The sequence below is a fragment of the Yersinia vastinensis genome, assembly GCF_902726565.1.
Classification (GTDB): Bacteria; Pseudomonadota; Gammaproteobacteria; order Enterobacterales; family Enterobacteriaceae; genus Yersinia; species Yersinia vastinensis.
On sequence record NZ_CACVAF010000007.1, the window covers coordinates 51180 to 66826 of the forward strand.

A 15647-nucleotide genomic window follows, 5' to 3' on the forward strand; every position below is an offset into this window, starting at 1 on the left:
TGATGGAACTTCGAAACAAAAAAATATCTTTAGACGATTTTATGTCCGAACGCTTTCAAGTGTTAAAGACTTGGCACACCGGCAAAGATGTTGAAAATTTTGAGGATGGCGTGAAGTATCAGCAGACCATCCCTGAAGCAAAAAACTTCGCCAGAGCGCTGTTTGACGCTGATCGCGACGGGATCACGTTGAGCCAGCCTCGTGCTGGGGTCGCATTAATTGAAGAACATATTGAACTGCTAAGAACGCTGCAAAAAGACTGCGATCTGTTGCCGACCACTATTGATGCTTATACCCGTCTTAATCGTTACGAAGAAGCCGCTGTGGGTATCCAAAAATCCGTTGAAGCCGGTACATCAAAGCTCAATGGGTTACCGGTGGTCAATCACGGGGTAAAAGCCTGTCGCCGCATCACGGAAACCTTATCTAAACCACTGCAAATTCGCCACGGAACACCCGATGCGCGTCTGCTAGCCGAGATAGCCATGGCGAGTGGATTCACCAGTTACGAAGGTGGCGGAATCTCGTACAACATTCCTTATGCAAAACGCGTGACGCTAGAAAAATCCATCCGGGATTGGCAGTACTGCGACCGTTTGATTGGTGTCTATGAAGAACATGGTATTCGCATCAATCGCGAGCCATTTGGCCCGTTGACTGGCACTTTGATTCCACCGTTTGTGTCACATGCCGTCGCTATTATTGAGGGTTTGTTGGCTCTGGAACAAGGAGTGAAGTCAGTCACTGTCGGCTACGGTCAGGTCGGTAATGTGGTGCAAGACATTGCCGCCATCCGTTCTTTACGTGAACTCGCTGATGAATACTTTCATGCTAATGGCTACGAAAACTATGAGCTAAGTACCGTATTCCATCAATGGATGGGGGGGTTCCCAGAAGATGAATCCCGTGCATTTGCGGTTATCTCATGGGGGGCCGCCGTCGCGGGCATGGCCGGCGCGACTAAGGTCATTACTAAAAGCCCACATGAAGCTTATGGCATCCCAACGGCCGAAGCGAATGGTCAAGGACTCAGGGCATCGAACCAAATGCTCAACATGGTTCGTGACCAAAAATTCCCACCTTGCGTTGAAGTTGACCGCGAAATTGCATTGATCAAACGCGAAGTTCGCGCAGTTATGGACAAAGTATTGGAACTGGGGCAAGGCGATATTGCCATCGGCACTGTCCGTGCATTTGAAGCTGGCGTTCTTGACGTACCTTTTGCGCCAGCCACCTGTAACTCCGGCAAAATGATGCCAATTCGTGATAACCACGGTGCCATCCGAGTGTTTGATCCCGGTTCCGTTCCTTTGCCGAAAGATGTTCTCGCACTGCACCATGATTTTGTCGCAGAGCGCGCTAAAGAAGAGGGGCGAACCCCCTCATTCCAAATGATCATTGACGATATTAACGCCGTATCCCACAGCAAATTAATTGGAAGACCATAATGAAAATCAAACATGTATTGTTCACTGCCGGTAATTCATCTTTCTATTTCGATGACCAACAGGCAATAAAAAACGGCGCCAAGCTGGATGGTTTTATCTATCAAGGCACACCTGTCACTGATGGTTTTACCTCTATTCGTCAAGCTGGCGAATGCGTCAACATCCAATTAATGTTAGAAAACGGCGCCGTTGCCGTAGGTGACTGCGCGGCAGTACAGTACTCAGGTGCCGGTGGCCGTGATCCTTTATTTATCGCCGCTAATTTCGTTCCTTTCTTGGAAAAACATATCAAGCCCCTGCTAGAAGGGCGTGATATCAGTGAGTTTCGCCTAAATGCCCGCTTCTTTGATGAAGTAACCATTGAGGGTAAACCACTGCACACCGCTATTCGTTATGGGCTTTCCCAAGCATTGTTGGATGCAACTGCATTGGCAACGGGCCGCTTAAAAGCCGAAGTCATATGTGACGAATGGCACCTGCCACTCGTGGCGCAACCAATTCCGCTGTTTGGGCAAAGCGGTGATGACCGTTATATCGCTGTCGATAAAATGATTCTTAAAGGCGTGGATGTTCTGCCGCATGGCCTTATCAACAATGTTGATGAAAAACTGGGCCGCAATGGGGAAAAACTGCGCGATTACGTCAGTTGGTTGGCAAAACGCGTTACTGATTTGCGGACTAATTCCGATTATAAACCTAACTTACATATTGATGTTTACGGCACGATTGGTTTGATTTTCGATATGGATCCAATGCGGTGTGCGGAATATATCGCCAGTTTACAAGAACAAGCTGGTGAGCTGGATCTGTATATCGAAGGGCCGGTTGATGCCGGCAATAAGCCGGACCAAATCCGATTATTGACTGAAATTACCCGTAACCTAGAAAAACTGGGGTCTTCCGTCAAAATCGTAGCCGACGAATGGTGTAATACCTATCAAGATATTATCGACTTTACTGATGCCGGGAGTTGTCACATGGTGCAGATCAAAACCCCGGATCTGGGCAGTATCCACAACATCGTTGACGCTGTGCTCTATTGCAATAAAAAAGGAATGGAGGCCTATCAGGGCGGGACATGTAACGAAACCGATATCAGCGCCCGCACCTGCGTGCATGTTGCTATCGCCTCTCGCCCAATGCGCATGCTAATTAAGCCGGGAATGGGCTTCGATGAAGGCATGAACATTGTGTTTAACGAGATGACACGTACCATCGCGCAACTGAAAGCAAAGGCAAATTAATATGTCTAAAACCTTTAAGATCCTCTCGCCTACAGCCATTTTGGGATATGGATTTCCAGAAGAGAGTTTTATGAAAGCGATGGAGGAGTCTCCCGATTTAATCGCGGTAGACGCGGGTTCCTCCGATCCTGGCCCTCACTATTTGGGTTCTGGTAAGCCGTTTACTGATCGTGCCGGGGTAAAACGGGATCTCCGTTATATGATAACTGCAGGTGTGAATAACGGAATTCCTGTCGTTATCGGCACGGCGGGAGGTTCAGGTGCCGCGCCACATTTAGAATGGTGTCGCCAGATAATTTTAGAAATTGCTCAAGAGGAATCACTAAACTTTACCTTGGCGGTGATCCCTGCCGACGTGAGTAAAGAAGTGGTCCATGCCGCTCTTGATGCAGGTAAAATTCGGTCGCTGGATTTTGTCCCTGAACTCACCCATGAAGCTATTGATGCAACAACTTATATCGTGGCACAAATGGGGGTTGAGCCTTTTCAGGAAGCGCTGCTTGCTGGGGCACAAGTGGTATTAGGTGGCCGGGCTTATGATCCCGCATGCTTTGCCGCCTTACCTATCATAAAAGGGTTCGATGAAGGTCTGGCGCTGCATTGTGGCAAGATTTTAGAGTGCGCCGCGATTGCTGCAACACCGGGATCGGGTTCTGACTGTGCCATGGGGATTCTGGATGAATCCGGCTTTACGTTGAAAACCTTCAATGATAAACGCCAATTTACTGAAACCTCCGCGGCCGCACATACATTGTATGAAAAATCAGATCCTTACTTCTTACCCGGCCCCGGAGGGATATTAAATCTGTCCGCTTGCCAGTTCAAAGATATGGGGAAAGGGCAAGTTCGCGTCAGCGGATCAGTGCATGAAAGTACCCCCTACACGGTGAAGTTAGAAGGTGCCCGGCCGGTAGGCTATCGTACTATCAGTATTGCCGGTACCCGAGATGCCATAATGATCGCGGATATCGAGAATATTTTGTGCGAAGTCCGCAAAAGCGTAGAGAAAAACCTGAGTATCGCGCCTGATACCGTGCAACTCAATTTCCACCTGTACGGGAAAAATGGCGTGATGGGAAAAATGGAACCCGAGCCTAATACCACCGCTTATGAATTGGGTATTTTGCTCGATGTCGTCGCCCCCTCTCAAGCCATGGCTGATAGCATTTGCTCACTCGCTCGTTCGACGTTACTTCACTATGGCTATATCGGGCGGATTGCAACTGCCGGTAATTTGGCTTTCCCATTCTCACCATCAGATATTCGAGCGGGTCTGGTTTATGAATTTTCCATTTACCACTTAATGGAATATACACCGGAGGTTGCATTTAAATTCGAGCTGGAGAATGTGACAGCAGAAGGAGTGATGGCATGAATATATCAATCATCGAGCTGGCTCATGTCGTCAGATCAAAAAATGCTGGGCCATATGAATTAGTGCTGGATATTTTATTTAAGAATAAAAGTATCTATTCCAGCATTAAAGATTCTGGGCAATTTCAAAAGGAGATAATCGCAAAAATATATAATGTCGAGCCAAAATTCGTCTCTCGTATTATTTGGTTCGACCCAGCGAATGCAGTCAAAATCGTGATGCCACGCCACCTTGTATCTGGTGCCGTGGGTGATACGGATGTTTATGGTGCTCAGCAACATGCGCCTTTATTAAAACTCGAGTTCGATATTTAGTTTTATTAGCGTTAACAGTAAAACACAAACATCCGAATAGCCGGTGCATTGTGATGCCTGATGCACCGTTTCCTTATAGAAATAAAATACAACATCGGTGCCACTATTCAATATTTTATAAAAACGATACCACCCTACTTATAAATGGAATCATTATGAAATCAAAAAATTTGACCACAATGATCATCTTGGGTCTGATAATAGGTATTATTGTTGGGTTTTTAATAAATTCCTTTAGCAGCCCTAACTTTGCCAAATCATACGCATCTGAAATATCGATTTTTACCGATATTTTCCTGCGTTTGATCAAGATGATTATTGCGCCATTAATTATCTCAACCTTAGTGGTTGGGATTGCAAAAATGGGTGACGCCAAAACATTAGGGCGTGTTTTCTCAAAAACATTGTTCCTGTTTATTTGCGCAGCATTCATTTCAATTCTGCTGGGCTTAGTTGTCGTTAACATCTTGAGGCCAGGTGATGGAATCAACTTTGTGGCGGCTACCGCAAGCGCGGTTGATGGTATTGAACCTGTTCCATTCTCCGCAAAAGTATTTATATCGCATGCTATTCCCACCAGTATTATTGATGCGATGGCGCGAAATGAAATCCTGCAAATCGTTGTATTCTCTATTTTTATGGGGATTAGCCTTTCAGCCATTGGTGAAAAAGCGCAACCCATTGTTTCGGTGCTGGAATCACTGGCACATCTGATGTTGAAGTTGACCGGTTATGTCATGCTATTTGCCCCACTGACCGTATTTGCCGCTATCTCAGCGATGATCTCTGAACGTGGTATGGGTGTATTGGTCAGTGCCGGTATATTTATGGGTGAGTTCTATTTCACTCTCGGACTGTTGTGGCTGATTCTGATTGGCTGTTCAATTGTGCTAATTGGCCGTTGTACCCTGCGGTTAATAAAAGGTATCAGCGAACCTGCACTGTTGGCTTTTACCACGTCAAGTTCTGAAGCAGCCTTCCCCGGTACGTTGGAGAAATTGGAGGAATTTGGTGTATCTAACAAAATTTCCAGTTTTGTTCTTCCTATTGGTTATTCCTTCAATCTGGTCGGTTCGATGGCATATTGCTCATTTGCCGTCATCTTTATCGCTCAGGCATGTAATATACATCTGAGCATGGGTGAACAAATCACTATGCTATTAATCCTGATGTTGACGTCTAAAGGTATGGCGGGTGTTCCTCGCGCATCATTAGTGGTTATTGCCGCAACTCTTAGCCAATTTAACATTCCAGAAGCGGGCTTGATTCTGTTAATGGGTGTCGATCCTTTCTTAGATATGGGTCGTTCTGCCACTAACGTGATGAGTAATGCGATTGGTGCGGCATTGGTTGGGCGTTGGGAGGGGGAACATTATGGAGATGGCTGCCGTGGTACGCCCAAAAGTTACACAGAGGTGCAGACCGACGATATCGAGACAGAAACTCTTCTTGCTCAAGAGGCTTTCACTCTCGAAGCGCCAGTAAAATAACAGCGAGTATATATTGACATCACTCTAGAAATACAAAAAACCCGAGTTTCAGTCAGCTTGGGTTTTTTCGTTTTCTGGTTACGTTGAGGTACTTTGAGCCGAATGGGATGACTCGCCCTTCGGGTCAACGCTCGCGCGTTGCTGTCTCGCATCCTCGGCTCGAACCTGAACGCAGGGTCTCACCCACACGAACTGGGTAGTCTGTGATTTCTGAGCTTGGGGGATGTGCTGAGGTACTTGATATAATGGTGGGTCGTGCGGGATGACTCGTCCTACGGACTCGCCCTTCGGGTCAACGCTGGCGCGTTGCTGTCTCGCATCCTCGGCTCGAACCTGAACGCAGGGTCTCACCCACACGAACTGGGTAGTCTGTGATTTCTGAGCTTGGGGGATGTGCTGAGGTACTTGATATAATGGTGGGTCGTGCGGGATGACTCGTCCTACGGACTCGCCCTTCGGGTCAACGCTGGCGCGTTGCTGTCTCGCATCCTCGGCTCGAACCTGAACGCAGGGTCTCACCCACACGAACTGGGTAGTCTGTGATTTCTGAGCTTGGGGGATGTGCTGAGGTACTTGATATAATGGTGGGTCGTGCGGGATTCGAACCTGCGACCAATTGATTAAAAGTCAACTGCTCTACCAACTGAGCTAACGACCCATTATATAATCTGAGAGTAAGAGAAGTGGTGGGCGATACCAGATTCGAACTGATGACCCCCTCCGTGTAAAGGAGATGCTCTACCAACTGAGCTAATCGCCCACTTCTACTACTTTTAATGCTTTAAAATCAATGAGTGATGAGTGGTGGGCGATACCAGATTCGAACTGATGACCCCCTCCGTGTAAAGGAGATGCTCTACCAACTGAGCTAATCGCCCCGCCGTGTTGTTGGAGTCGCATTATAGGGATAGTTCGAAGTGAGTCAACGGTTTTTAAAACGAAAACAATCGTTCGCCGCAAATTTAAACAGGATGCGATATTTATCGCCGCTGCGGACGTTTCTTTAGCCGTATCTGCCAGTAATCATCAATTGCATGCCGGTAACATCGTTGAGGAATTACCACAGGGTGGTAGAATGTCGCCTACTTTTTCGAATTTCGAGCAACTGCCAGCGTCCGCTGGCTGGCGTCGCGTAATAAGGCATCGATCCCAATGAAAATTAAAACCCGCTTTGCACCCAGTCCTACCGGCTATCTTCACGTAGGTGGCGCACGTACCGCGCTTTATTCCTGGTTATTCACCCGTCATTTAGGCGGCGAATTTGTTTTGCGCATCGAAGACACTGATCTCGAGCGTTCAACTCAGGAAGCTATCGACGCCATTATGGACGGTATGAACTGGCTGAATTTGGATTGGGATGAAGGTCCGTATTTCCAAACCAAACGCTTTGACCGCTACAATGCCGTCATTGACCAAATGTTGGAGAACGGCACGGCTTATCGATGCTATTGCTCTAAAGAGCGTCTGGATGAACTGCGCGAAACCCAAATGGCGAATGGCGAAAAACCGCGTTACGATGGCCGTTGCCGCGATAGCCAATGTACTCATGGTGCCGATGAACCTTCAGTGGTGCGTTTTCGTAACCCGCAGGAAGGCTCCGTTATTTTCGATGATAAAATCCGTGGGCCAATTGAATTCAGCAACCAAGAGTTGGATGATTTAATTATTCGCCGTACCGATGGATCGCCAACCTATAACTTCTGTGTGGTCATTGATGACTGGGATATGGAAATTACCCATGTTATCCGCGGTGAAGATCATATCAATAATACCCCTCGCCAGATTAATATTCTGAAAGCATTAGGTGCACCAGTCCCTGAATATGCACACGTCTCAATGATTCTCGGTGATGATGGCAAGAAATTGTCTAAACGCCACGGTGCAGTCGGCGTCATGCAATACCGCGATGACGGCTACCTGCCAGAAGCATTGCTGAACTATCTGGTACGTTTAGGTTGGTCCCATGGTGATCAGGAAATTTTCTCTGTCGCCGAAATGACAGAGCTATTCACCCTTGATGCTGTCAGCAAATCAGCCAGTGCGTTCAATACTGAAAAACTACAATGGCTGAATCATCACTACATCAATAGTCTGCCACCTGAACATGTCGCCGTTCATCTGTCATGGCAGGTTGAACAGTTGGGCATTGATACTCGCAATGGCCCTGAGCTGGCTGAGATTGTTAAACTACTGGGCGAGCGCTGCAAGACACTGAAAGAAATGGCCGAGTCATGCCGTTACTTTTATGAAGAATTTGATGAGTTTGATGCAGATGCAGCGAAAAAACATCTGCGTCCGGTTGCGCGTCAACCGCTTGAAGCGGTCAAAGCTAAACTGGCTGCCATCACTGAATGGACTACTGAGAACGTCCACAACGCCATTCAGGGCACCGCTGATGAGTTAGGTGTAGGTATGGGCAAAGTTGGCATGCCGTTGCGTGTTGCTGTCACTGGCGCAGGCCAATCACCGGGTATGGATGTCACTGTCCATGCCATTGGTCAAGCTCGCTCTCTGGCGCGCATTGACAAGGCACTCGCTTTTATTAGCGAACGCGAAGCCCAGCAATAAATTTGGATTTTTTATACTTAAGGTGGCTTATTCAAGCCACCTTTTTTATGTTTGAACATAACCAACTGAAGTATTTATCATGCTGTTTGCTCGCTGATTTGGCGGCTTTTTCAGCGCTTAACGCGAGAAATTGAATTAGCCGTTGACACTTTTTCAGTGGTTTCATATCATGCGCCCCGTTCACACAATTTATTATGTGCACATTGGGGCTATAGCTCAGCTGGGAGAGCGCTTGCATGGCATGCAAGAGGTCGACGGTTCGATCCCGTCTAGCTCCACCAAACTTTCAGGTTTGATGGCATAGAGATAAATCAGTACGAACAACCACATTTGTGGGGCTATAGCTCAGCTGGGAGAGCGCTTGCATGGCATGCAAGAGGTCGACGGTTCGATCCCGTCTAGCTCCACCACCATTTAAAAAACCGGCTTAGGCCGGTTTTTTGCTTTTCAGTGATGCCATATTCACTCTCCAATTTATCCTTTTCTACTGCTATCCTGTTGACTCTCCGGCGCATTGATTACAGAGGGAAAAGATAATGGACCAGCAGCAACAAATCATCCAATGGCTACGTGCTGACCCCTATCGGATGCGTGCATTGTCTATTGCTCATGAACTAGGACTACATCAGTGGTGTCTAGCGGCAGGATTTGTCCGTAATCTTGTGTGGGATAAACTGCATGGCTACTCTTCACCCACGCCACTCAATGATATTGATTTAGTCTATTTTGATGAAGAAGATGCCAGCGAGCAGCGTGACTTACAGCTCGAGGAACAGTTGCTTAAAACGCTGCCTTTTCAGGGTACATCATTCCCCTGGTCAGTAAAAAACCAAGCCAGGATGCACCTCTATACTGGCCGCTGGCCCTATACCAGCACAGAAGATGCCATCAGCTTTTGGGTGGAAGTCGAAACCGCCATTGGTGCCAAAATAAACAGCAAAGGCGATATTGAATTGATTGCTCCACTCGGTCTGGATGCTTTATTTGCCAGAACTATCACGCTTAACCCCAAAAATGGTGAAATTGATACGTACAATCAAAGGGTCAATAGCAAAGGTTGGTTGCAGCATTGGCCGCAATTACGTTTGGTTGTTTAACTGCGCTAACCTCTGGTTTTATGCTTAAAAAAACAGCGTAGTGATAACCAAGTGATAAGCAAGTGATAAGATTGCGTAAAACCCCCCTTAAACGTTAAGGCTAATCTTCCTCTCACCGATAGTTATTATTCCACCCACGTTTTTCTAAGGAATAATAATGTCGAATACCATCTCTACAGCATCCGTTTCTGTCAGCAGCGGTAGCTCTTCTTCAGATAGCAGCGCGGCGGCACAGATTAAATCTCTTAACCAAGAGATCCAAAAACTGACCGAGAAATTAAGTACCTTAAAAGATTCTGGTTTAACTGCTGATGAACTACAAAAACAGCAGCAACAAATTCAGAGTCAAATTGCCGCGCTACAGGCTCAAATCGCACGTATTGAGGCTAAAGAGGCCGAAAAAACCAAAGAGGGTGATAATAATACCGTGAGTGCGAACGCACCGACCGGTGATGGAGTAAACCGCCCTTCTGCACAGAACCAGATTGACGTTTATATCTAATGGCGTTTGTACCCTACAAAACTAGGGCGATGAACGGAGTAACGCCCATCGCCCTAGTTTAGTCGACCGAATTACCCCTGCTTGAGGGGTTTAACCAAACCATCCAGCCCTTCAATCTTAATTGCCAGCGTCATCTCCATGAGCATCCCCAACTTTCCTTGCGGAAACTCACCTTTGCGGGCAAACCAAAGCAGGTACTCTTCAGGCAGGTCGATTAATACCCGCCCTTGATATTTTCCGAAGGGCATCCGAGTATTGGCTATCTCAACCAGATTCTCTTTTTCCATGTTCCACGCGCCCTCTATTCACCTAATAAACGGATCATTTCCGCTTCATCGATGACTGTAATTCCAAGTTCTTGTGCTTTCGCTAATTTTGAACCTGCTGCTTCACCAGCTATCACCAGATCGGTTTTTTTAGAAACACTGCCACTGACTTTAGCCCCCAGTGCCGTCAGGCGATCTTTAGCTTCGTCTCGCGAAAGGATCGTGAGTGACCCCGTCAACACCACGGTTTTTCCCGCAAACGGACTGTCGATCTCTTCAGCAATAATTTGTTGTGGCTCGGGCCAGCTAATGACTTTTTCGAGCGCTTCGATCACTTTTTGATTGTGCTCTTCATTCAGGAAGTTGATGACGTGCTTTGCCACGACTTCACCGACATCAGGTACACTTTTTAAAGCATCAATATCTGCCGCGCGAAGATTATCCAAATAACGGAAATGAGCGGCTAAATTGGCCGCAGTTGCTTCTCCGACTTCACGAATACCCAAAGCATAGAGGAAGCGTGCAAATGTGGTCTGTTTCGCCTTCTCTAGCGCCGCAATCAGATTTTGCGCAGACTTTGGTCCCATACGGTCAAGACCCGTTAATTTGCCAGCAGTTAATGTAAATAGGTCAGCCGGGTTTTCGACATACTGTTTTTCCACCAATTGTTCGATAATCTTGTCGCCCATTCCCTCCACATCTAACGCCCGACGTGAAACGAAGTGTTTCAGCGCTTCTTTACGCTGCGCAGCACAGAATAAACCGCCAGTACAGCGGGCAACGGCTTCTCCCTCAACTCGCTCAATATCAGAGCCACATACTGGGCAATGGTCAGGGAAAGTGATCTCTTTGGCATCCTGTGGGCGCTGCTCCATCACCACACCCACCACTTGTGGAATCACATCACCAGCACGGCGGACAATCACAGTATCGCCGATGCGCAGACCCAGTCGCTCAATTTCATCGGCATTATGCAGCGTCGCATTACTGACAATCACCCCCGCAACTTGTACCGGTTCTAGACGTGCAACCGGAGTGATAGCCCCAGTACGGCCCACCTGAAACTCCACTTCACGAACTTGGGTTATCTGCTCTTGTGCTGGGAATTTAAATGCAGTTGCCCAGCGAGGTGCTCGCGCCACGAAGCCTAATTGCTCTTGCAGATCGAGGGAGTCAACCTTGATAACCACGCCATCGATGTCAAAACCCAAATCAGCACGGTCTTGTTCAATCTGACGATAAAAAGCAATCACCTGGTCACTACCCGTACACAATTTAACCCGATCACTGACCGGCAACCCCCAGGCTTTAAATTGCATCAGCCGTTGAATATGACTGCGCGGCAGCTCACCGCCATCCAATAACCCCACACCGTAACAGAAGAAAGTTAATGGACGTTTGGCCGTGATTCGTGGATCAAGCTGGCGCAAAGAGCCCGCAGCCGCATTACGCGGGTTGGCAAAAATTTTGCCCCCTTTGCGCCGCGCCTCTTCGTTCAGTTGTTCAAACCCAGCCTGCGGCATGAAAACCTCGCCACGGACCTCAACTCGGCGTGGAATATTATCGCCACGTAGGCGCAGTGGAATCGCTCGGATGGTGCGCACATTCGCGGTAATATTCTCACCAGTGGTGCCATCGCCACGGGTGGCCGCTCTCACCAGCTCGCCCTCTTCATACAATAAACTGACCGCCAAGCCATCGAGTTTTAGTTCACAACAAAATGTCAGCGGTTCTGCCGTTTTCAGCCGATCATGCACCCTTTTATCAAAAGCCAAATAGCTTTCTTCGTCGAAGACGTTATCAAGAGATAACATCGGAACTTCGTGCTTAACCTGCTCAAAGGCATCAAGAGGGGCTGCGCCAACTCGTTGCGTCGGTGAATCGTTGGTAATAAGTTCAGGATGTTGTGCTTCCAGATCGCGTAATTGCTGCATTAAGCGGTCGTATTCAGCATCAGGGATCTCAGGCGCATCCAAAACATGATATTGATGTTCGTGATGGCGCAATGAAGTTCTTAGTTGATTAATTTGCTGAATTATCGATTCCATGGCTCACCATCAAAGATAAAAAACCCCCGGCATGCGGGGGTTCGGGTTAATTCGATTCATTGCGAGGTTACGTTATCAGGCGCTTGCGTTCGCATCCAACACTTCACGAATGCGGGCCTTATACGTTTCCAATTTTTGCGGGGTCATCATGCGGCGTTCATCATCCAGCACCACACCGCCAACATCATCTGCAATACGCTGGGCTGATTGTAGCATTAGCTTGAAGTTCTGATTAGCATCGCCATAAGACGGCACCATCATAAACATTGACACACCCGGCGTTGAGAAATCAGACATGGTATCAGGGTCAAAAGAACCTGGTTTTACCATATTCGCCAGACTGAACAGCACTGGGCCACTGCCTGCAGGGCTAAGGTGGCGATGGAAAATGCCCATCTCACCGAACTGGAAACCAGACTGAAGAACACTCTGTAGCAGCAACTCGCCACCGAGAGCACCACCATGATGAGCGGCAACATGCAGCACCAAAACAGTCTCTTTCAGTTTTTGTGGTTTAACCTCTGGAGCAGGAGCTACCGGCTCTGGTTGTGACTCCACATGCTGTGGTGCCACTTGAGATACGGGTTCCGCCGCATGCTGCGGTTCTGCGTGTCGCGGTTGCGAATAAGACTCCTCAACCGAGCCAAACAAAGGGTCACGCTGGGATTCATGCGGTGGTTGCTCAGCAGAGAGTCCACCCAATAATGGGTCGTCATAATCTGTCTGCACAGAAGCAAAAGGTTTTTGACGTGGTTCCGCCTTAACCTGCACCGGTTGGGTTTCAATATGCTGAATGACCGGCATGTCTTCATCGTCATCATCAATATGATTAAATGAAGGCTTCTCCTGTGGGTGAGCTGTGCGGACGCGCACTTCTCCAACCCCTTCATCGAGATTCTCGATCGGGGTTTCAACACGTTCTTGTTTCGGACGTTTAACTGGGCGATCGCGAAAAAGTGATGAGCGTTCTTTACGGCTGGTCCATAAACCATGCAATAACAACGCTATTATGGCGATCGCGCCAACAACGATTAATATCAGACGCAAATCCTGCATCATTACTATCTCTGTTGTTCCAATACATTGCCACCGCGGCAAACATTCACCCTTTAACTCTATTTCCCAACGAACACAAGTGCAAGTCCGTGCTCAATTTTCTTCGAAGAAAGATGATTATGCTAGATGTTTCGCTTATTTTTTGAACAATATGTGACTATGCAGTGGGAAATCATACCGATATGATACGTAGGTCAATAAGCTAACAGAGAACTCAACGGCATGGCGTATACGCAAAAAGCGGTAAAAAAGGTCAGTGGTATCCATTATTTTGCTCAAGGATGGCAGTTAATTTCCCGCCCAGGTATCCGGCGATTCGTGATTTTACCTTTATTGGTGAATATTCTGCTGATGGGAGGCGCTTTTTGGTGGTTATTCAACCGGATAGGTGACTGGGTTCCTCATTTGATGAGTTATGTCCCGGATTGGTTGCAGTGGCTGAGCTATTTATTATGGCCAGTGATGGTTATTTCGGTGCTACTGGTATTCAGTTATCTCTTCAGCACCCTCGCCAATTTTATCGCAGCCCCCTTTAACGGTTTATTAGCTGAACAATTGGAAGCCAGCCTCACCGGCAAGCCCCTACCCGATACGGGTATCATGGGGATTGTGAAAGATTTGCCGCGCATTATGGCGCGTGAATGGCGTAAATTAGCCTATTACTTGCCACGTGCTGTGGTATTGCTCTTGCTTTACCTCGTCCCTGGTGTGGGGCAAACACTGGCCCCGGTACTGTGGTTCCTGTTCAGCGCTTGGATGTTATCAATTCAATATTGTGATTATCCTTTCGATAACCATAAAGTGAGTTTTCAGCACATGCGCAGTGCATTACGCCAAGATAAAGTCGATAACTTGCAATTTGGTGCACTGGTGAGCTTATTCACTATGATCCCATTCCTGAATCTGGTGATTATGCCGGTTGCCGTCTGCGGTGCCACAGCAATGTGGGTTGATCGCTATCGTGAGCAGTTTATTCAACCATCACGTTAATGTTCCATGGGCGTGCGAGTCACGCCCTTGTTATTGGGATTAAAACTTATTTCTTAATAACATATCGATATACCAATTACTTACTTCCATAGCCATACTGTTAGCGTATGCTTTGAACGTTTCCTACATTTTCATAGAGTTAAAGGACGGGCTATGAGCAAGATATATGAAGACAACTCTTTAACAATCGGCCATACGCCGCTGGTTCGTCTGAACCGTATCGGCAACGGACGCATTTTGGCGAAGGTTGAATCACGCAATCCAAGTTTCAGCGTTAAATGTCGTATCGGTGCCAATATGATTTGGGATGCCGAAAACAAAGGTATCCTGACCGAAGGTAAAGAACTGGTGGAACCGACCAGTGGCAATACCGGTGTTGCACTGGCTTTTGTCGCCGCAGCACGTGGGTATAAATTAACCCTAACCATGCCTGAAACCATGAGCATTGAGCGGCGTAAATTACTGAAAGCGCTGGGAGCAAATCTGGTGCTGACTGAAGGCGCTAAAGGGATGAAAGGGGCGATTGCCAAAGCCGAAGAAATTCAGGCCACTGACCCAGACCGCTATATCATTTTGCAGCAGTTCAGTAACCCGGCAAACCCAGAAATTCACGAGAAAACGACTGGCCCGGAAATCTGGGAAGATACAGACGGTGAAGTGGATGTCTTTGTTGCAGGCGTTGGGACTGGCGGTACACTAACGGGTGTCAGCCGCTACCTCAAAAAGACCAAAGGCAAGGCCATTACCGCCGTTGCGGTTGAGCCAACAGATTCTCCTGTAATCACCCAGGCATTGGCGGGTCAGGAAATTAAACCAGGCCCACATAAAATTCAGGGTATTGGGGCAGGTTTCATTCCGGGTAACCTTGACCTGAGCCTGATTGACCGTGTTGCTTTAGTGACCAATGACGAAGCCATCTCTATGGCTCGCCGTTTGATGGACGAAGAAGGTATTTTGGCCGGTATTTCTTCTGGTGCAGCAGTGGCTGCTGCGGTTAAGCTTTCTGAAGAAGAAGGCTTTACTGACAAAACAATTGTGGTTATTCTTCCCTCCTCGGGTGAGCGTTACTTAAGTACGGCATTGTTTGCAGACTTGTTCACTGAGCAAGAGCTGCAACAGTAATCTTGCTGCCGCACTAAATGCTAAAAAAGCACCCACTCGGGTGCTTTTTTTGTGGCACACTTCAAAGTTTTCACTACATAAAGATTGATTTTACCCTCTGGGTTTAGTATTTAACCGGTCAATTATT

The 15647-nt window shown here is 47.5% G+C and carries 13 protein-coding genes, 5 tRNA genes and 3 other RNA genes; 12 read left to right on the plus strand and 9 right to left on the minus strand.

From position 1 onward, the window contains the following. The first annotated feature begins 2 nt into the window (after positions 1 to 2). The 5 genes from HUZ92_RS12050 to HUZ92_RS12070 all read left to right on the plus strand — a co-directional run bounded on the left by HUZ92_RS12050 (position 3) and on the right by HUZ92_RS12070 (position 5871). The gene (locus HUZ92_RS12050) at positions 3 to 1448 is read left to right on the plus strand and encodes a methylaspartate mutase subunit E (protein WP_050101454.1); all 1446 of its coding nucleotides are present in this window, start codon (positions 3 to 5) and stop codon (positions 1446 to 1448) included. Beyond that, complete coding sequence (locus tag HUZ92_RS12055; protein ID WP_050101453.1) at positions 1448 to 2692, plus strand: methylaspartate ammonia-lyase; 1245 nt, start codon at positions 1448 to 1450, stop codon at positions 2690 to 2692. The genes HUZ92_RS12050 and HUZ92_RS12055 overlap by 1 nt, the downstream gene beginning before the upstream one ends. A 1-nt stretch (position 2693) precedes the next feature. Then, positions 2694 to 4067: an acyclic terpene utilization AtuA family protein gene (locus HUZ92_RS12060; protein WP_050140705.1), complete on the plus strand. Its 1374-nt coding sequence runs from the start codon at positions 2694 to 2696 to the stop codon at positions 4065 to 4067. After that, entirely contained in the window at positions 4064 to 4381 is a 318-nt protein-coding gene (locus tag HUZ92_RS12065; protein WP_050101451.1) for a DUF4387 domain-containing protein, read from the plus strand. The genes HUZ92_RS12060 and HUZ92_RS12065 overlap by 4 nt, the downstream gene beginning before the upstream one ends. 155 nt (positions 4382 to 4536) lie before the next feature. Then, entirely contained in the window at positions 4537 to 5871 is a 1335-nt protein-coding gene (locus HUZ92_RS12070) for a dicarboxylate/amino acid:cation symporter (RefSeq protein ID WP_050140703.1), read from the plus strand. 91 nt (positions 5872 to 5962) lie between these two features. On the opposite strand, the gene HUZ92_RS12075 is transcribed toward HUZ92_RS12070, so the two are convergent. The 6 genes from HUZ92_RS12075 to HUZ92_RS12100 form a co-directional block, all read right to left on the minus strand. Then, positions 5963 to 6074: non-coding RNA, RtT sRNA (locus HUZ92_RS12075), on the minus strand. Positions 6075 to 6117: 43 nt separating this feature from the next. After that, positions 6118 to 6242: non-coding RNA, RtT sRNA (locus HUZ92_RS12080), on the minus strand. 43 nt (positions 6243 to 6285) lie between these two features. After that, positions 6286 to 6410, minus strand: a non-coding RNA gene (locus HUZ92_RS12085) — RtT sRNA. 43 nt (positions 6411 to 6453) lie between these two features. Continuing rightward, positions 6454 to 6529, minus strand: a tRNA-Lys gene (locus HUZ92_RS12090). A gap of 26 nt (positions 6530 to 6555) precedes the next feature. Continuing rightward, positions 6556 to 6631 (minus strand) — tRNA-Val (locus HUZ92_RS12095). 42 nt (positions 6632 to 6673) lie between these two features. Then, positions 6674 to 6749, minus strand: a tRNA-Val gene (locus HUZ92_RS12100). A gap of 274 nt (positions 6750 to 7023) precedes the next feature. Here HUZ92_RS12100 and gltX point away from each other — a divergent pair. The 5 genes from gltX (at position 7024) to HUZ92_RS12125 (ending at position 10038) form a co-directional block, all read left to right on the plus strand. Next, positions 7024 to 8439: a glutamate--tRNA ligase gene (gene gltX / locus HUZ92_RS12105; protein WP_050101841.1), complete on the plus strand. Its 1416-nt coding sequence runs from the start codon at positions 7024 to 7026 to the stop codon at positions 8437 to 8439. Between the two features lie 205 nt (positions 8440 to 8644). Then, positions 8645 to 8720: transfer RNA gene (locus HUZ92_RS12110), tRNA-Ala, on the plus strand. Between the two features lie 53 nt (positions 8721 to 8773). Beyond that, positions 8774 to 8849, plus strand: a tRNA-Ala gene (locus tag HUZ92_RS12115). Positions 8850 to 8975: 126 nt separating this feature from the next. Continuing rightward, entirely contained in the window at positions 8976 to 9536 is a 561-nt protein-coding gene (locus tag HUZ92_RS12120; protein ID WP_050295781.1) for a nucleotidyltransferase family protein, read from the plus strand. A gap of 157 nt (positions 9537 to 9693) precedes the next feature. Next, the gene (locus tag HUZ92_RS12125; protein WP_050140701.1) at positions 9694 to 10038 is read left to right on the plus strand and encodes a FlxA-like family protein; all 345 of its coding nucleotides are present in this window, start codon (positions 9694 to 9696) and stop codon (positions 10036 to 10038) included. Between the two features lie 71 nt (positions 10039 to 10109). Here the strand turns inward: HUZ92_RS12125 and HUZ92_RS12130 are convergent, their stop codons facing one another. The 3 genes from HUZ92_RS12130 to zipA all read right to left on the minus strand — a co-directional run bounded on the left by HUZ92_RS12130 (position 10110) and on the right by zipA (position 13411). Continuing rightward, the gene (locus tag HUZ92_RS12130; RefSeq protein ID WP_050101836.1) at positions 10110 to 10325 is read right to left on the minus strand and encodes a DUF3820 family protein; all 216 of its coding nucleotides are present in this window, start codon (positions 10323 to 10325) and stop codon (positions 10110 to 10112) included. Between the two features lie 14 nt (positions 10326 to 10339). Next, the gene (gene ligA / locus HUZ92_RS12135) at positions 10340 to 12352 is read right to left on the minus strand and encodes an NAD-dependent DNA ligase LigA (protein WP_145525490.1); all 2013 of its coding nucleotides are present in this window, start codon (positions 12350 to 12352) and stop codon (positions 10340 to 10342) included. 75 nt (positions 12353 to 12427) lie between these two features. Then, positions 12428 to 13411 carry a cell division protein ZipA gene (gene zipA / locus HUZ92_RS12140; protein WP_050101832.1) on the minus strand — a complete coding sequence of 328 codons (984 nt, stop codon included), beginning with the start codon at positions 13409 to 13411 and terminating at the stop codon, positions 12428 to 12430. A gap of 219 nt (positions 13412 to 13630) precedes the next feature. On the opposite strand from zipA, the gene cysZ reads away from it, so the two are divergent. Both cysZ and cysK read left to right on the plus strand, forming a co-directional pair. Then, a complete protein-coding gene (gene cysZ / locus HUZ92_RS12145) occupies positions 13631 to 14398 on the plus strand; it encodes a sulfate transporter CysZ (RefSeq protein WP_050101831.1) in 768 nt (255 codons plus the stop codon). 153 nt (positions 14399 to 14551) lie between these two features. After that, positions 14552 to 15520, plus strand: a complete 969-nt coding sequence (gene cysK, locus HUZ92_RS12150; RefSeq protein WP_050101829.1) for a cysteine synthase A — start codon at positions 14552 to 14554, stop codon at positions 15518 to 15520. The last annotated feature ends 127 nt before the right edge of the window (positions 15521 to 15647 follow it).

Coding starts and splice junctions, on each gene's coding strand:
- HUZ92_RS12050 (WP_050101454.1), top strand. CDS start 3: ATGGAACTTCGAAACAAAAAAATATCTTTAGACGATTTTATGTCCGAA.
- HUZ92_RS12055 (WP_050101453.1), top strand. CDS start 1,448: ATGAAAATCAAACATGTATTGTTCACTGCCGGTAATTCATCTTTCTAT.
- HUZ92_RS12060 (WP_050140705.1), top strand. CDS start 2,694: ATGTCTAAAACCTTTAAGATCCTCTCGCCTACAGCCATTTTGGGATAT.
- HUZ92_RS12065 (WP_050101451.1), top strand. CDS start 4,064: ATGAATATATCAATCATCGAGCTGGCTCATGTCGTCAGATCAAAAAAT.
- HUZ92_RS12070 (WP_050140703.1), top strand. CDS start 4,537: ATGAAATCAAAAAATTTGACCACAATGATCATCTTGGGTCTGATAATA.
- gltX (WP_050101841.1), top strand. CDS start 7,024: ATGAAAATTAAAACCCGCTTTGCACCCAGTCCTACCGGCTATCTTCAC.
- HUZ92_RS12120 (WP_050295781.1), top strand. CDS start 8,976: ATGGACCAGCAGCAACAAATCATCCAATGGCTACGTGCTGACCCCTAT.
- HUZ92_RS12125 (WP_050140701.1), top strand. CDS start 9,694: ATGTCGAATACCATCTCTACAGCATCCGTTTCTGTCAGCAGCGGTAGC.
- HUZ92_RS12130 (WP_050101836.1), bottom strand. CDS start 10,325: ATGGAAAAAGAGAATCTGGTTGAGATAGCCAATACTCGGATGCCCTTC.
- ligA (WP_145525490.1), bottom strand. CDS start 12,352: ATGGAATCGATAATTCAGCAAATTAATCAACTAAGAACTTCATTGCGC.
- zipA (WP_050101832.1), bottom strand. CDS start 13,411: ATGATGCAGGATTTGCGTCTGATATTAATCGTTGTTGGCGCGATCGCC.
- cysZ (WP_050101831.1), top strand. CDS start 13,631: ATGGCGTATACGCAAAAAGCGGTAAAAAAGGTCAGTGGTATCCATTAT.
- cysK (WP_050101829.1), top strand. CDS start 14,552: ATGAGCAAGATATATGAAGACAACTCTTTAACAATCGGCCATACGCCG.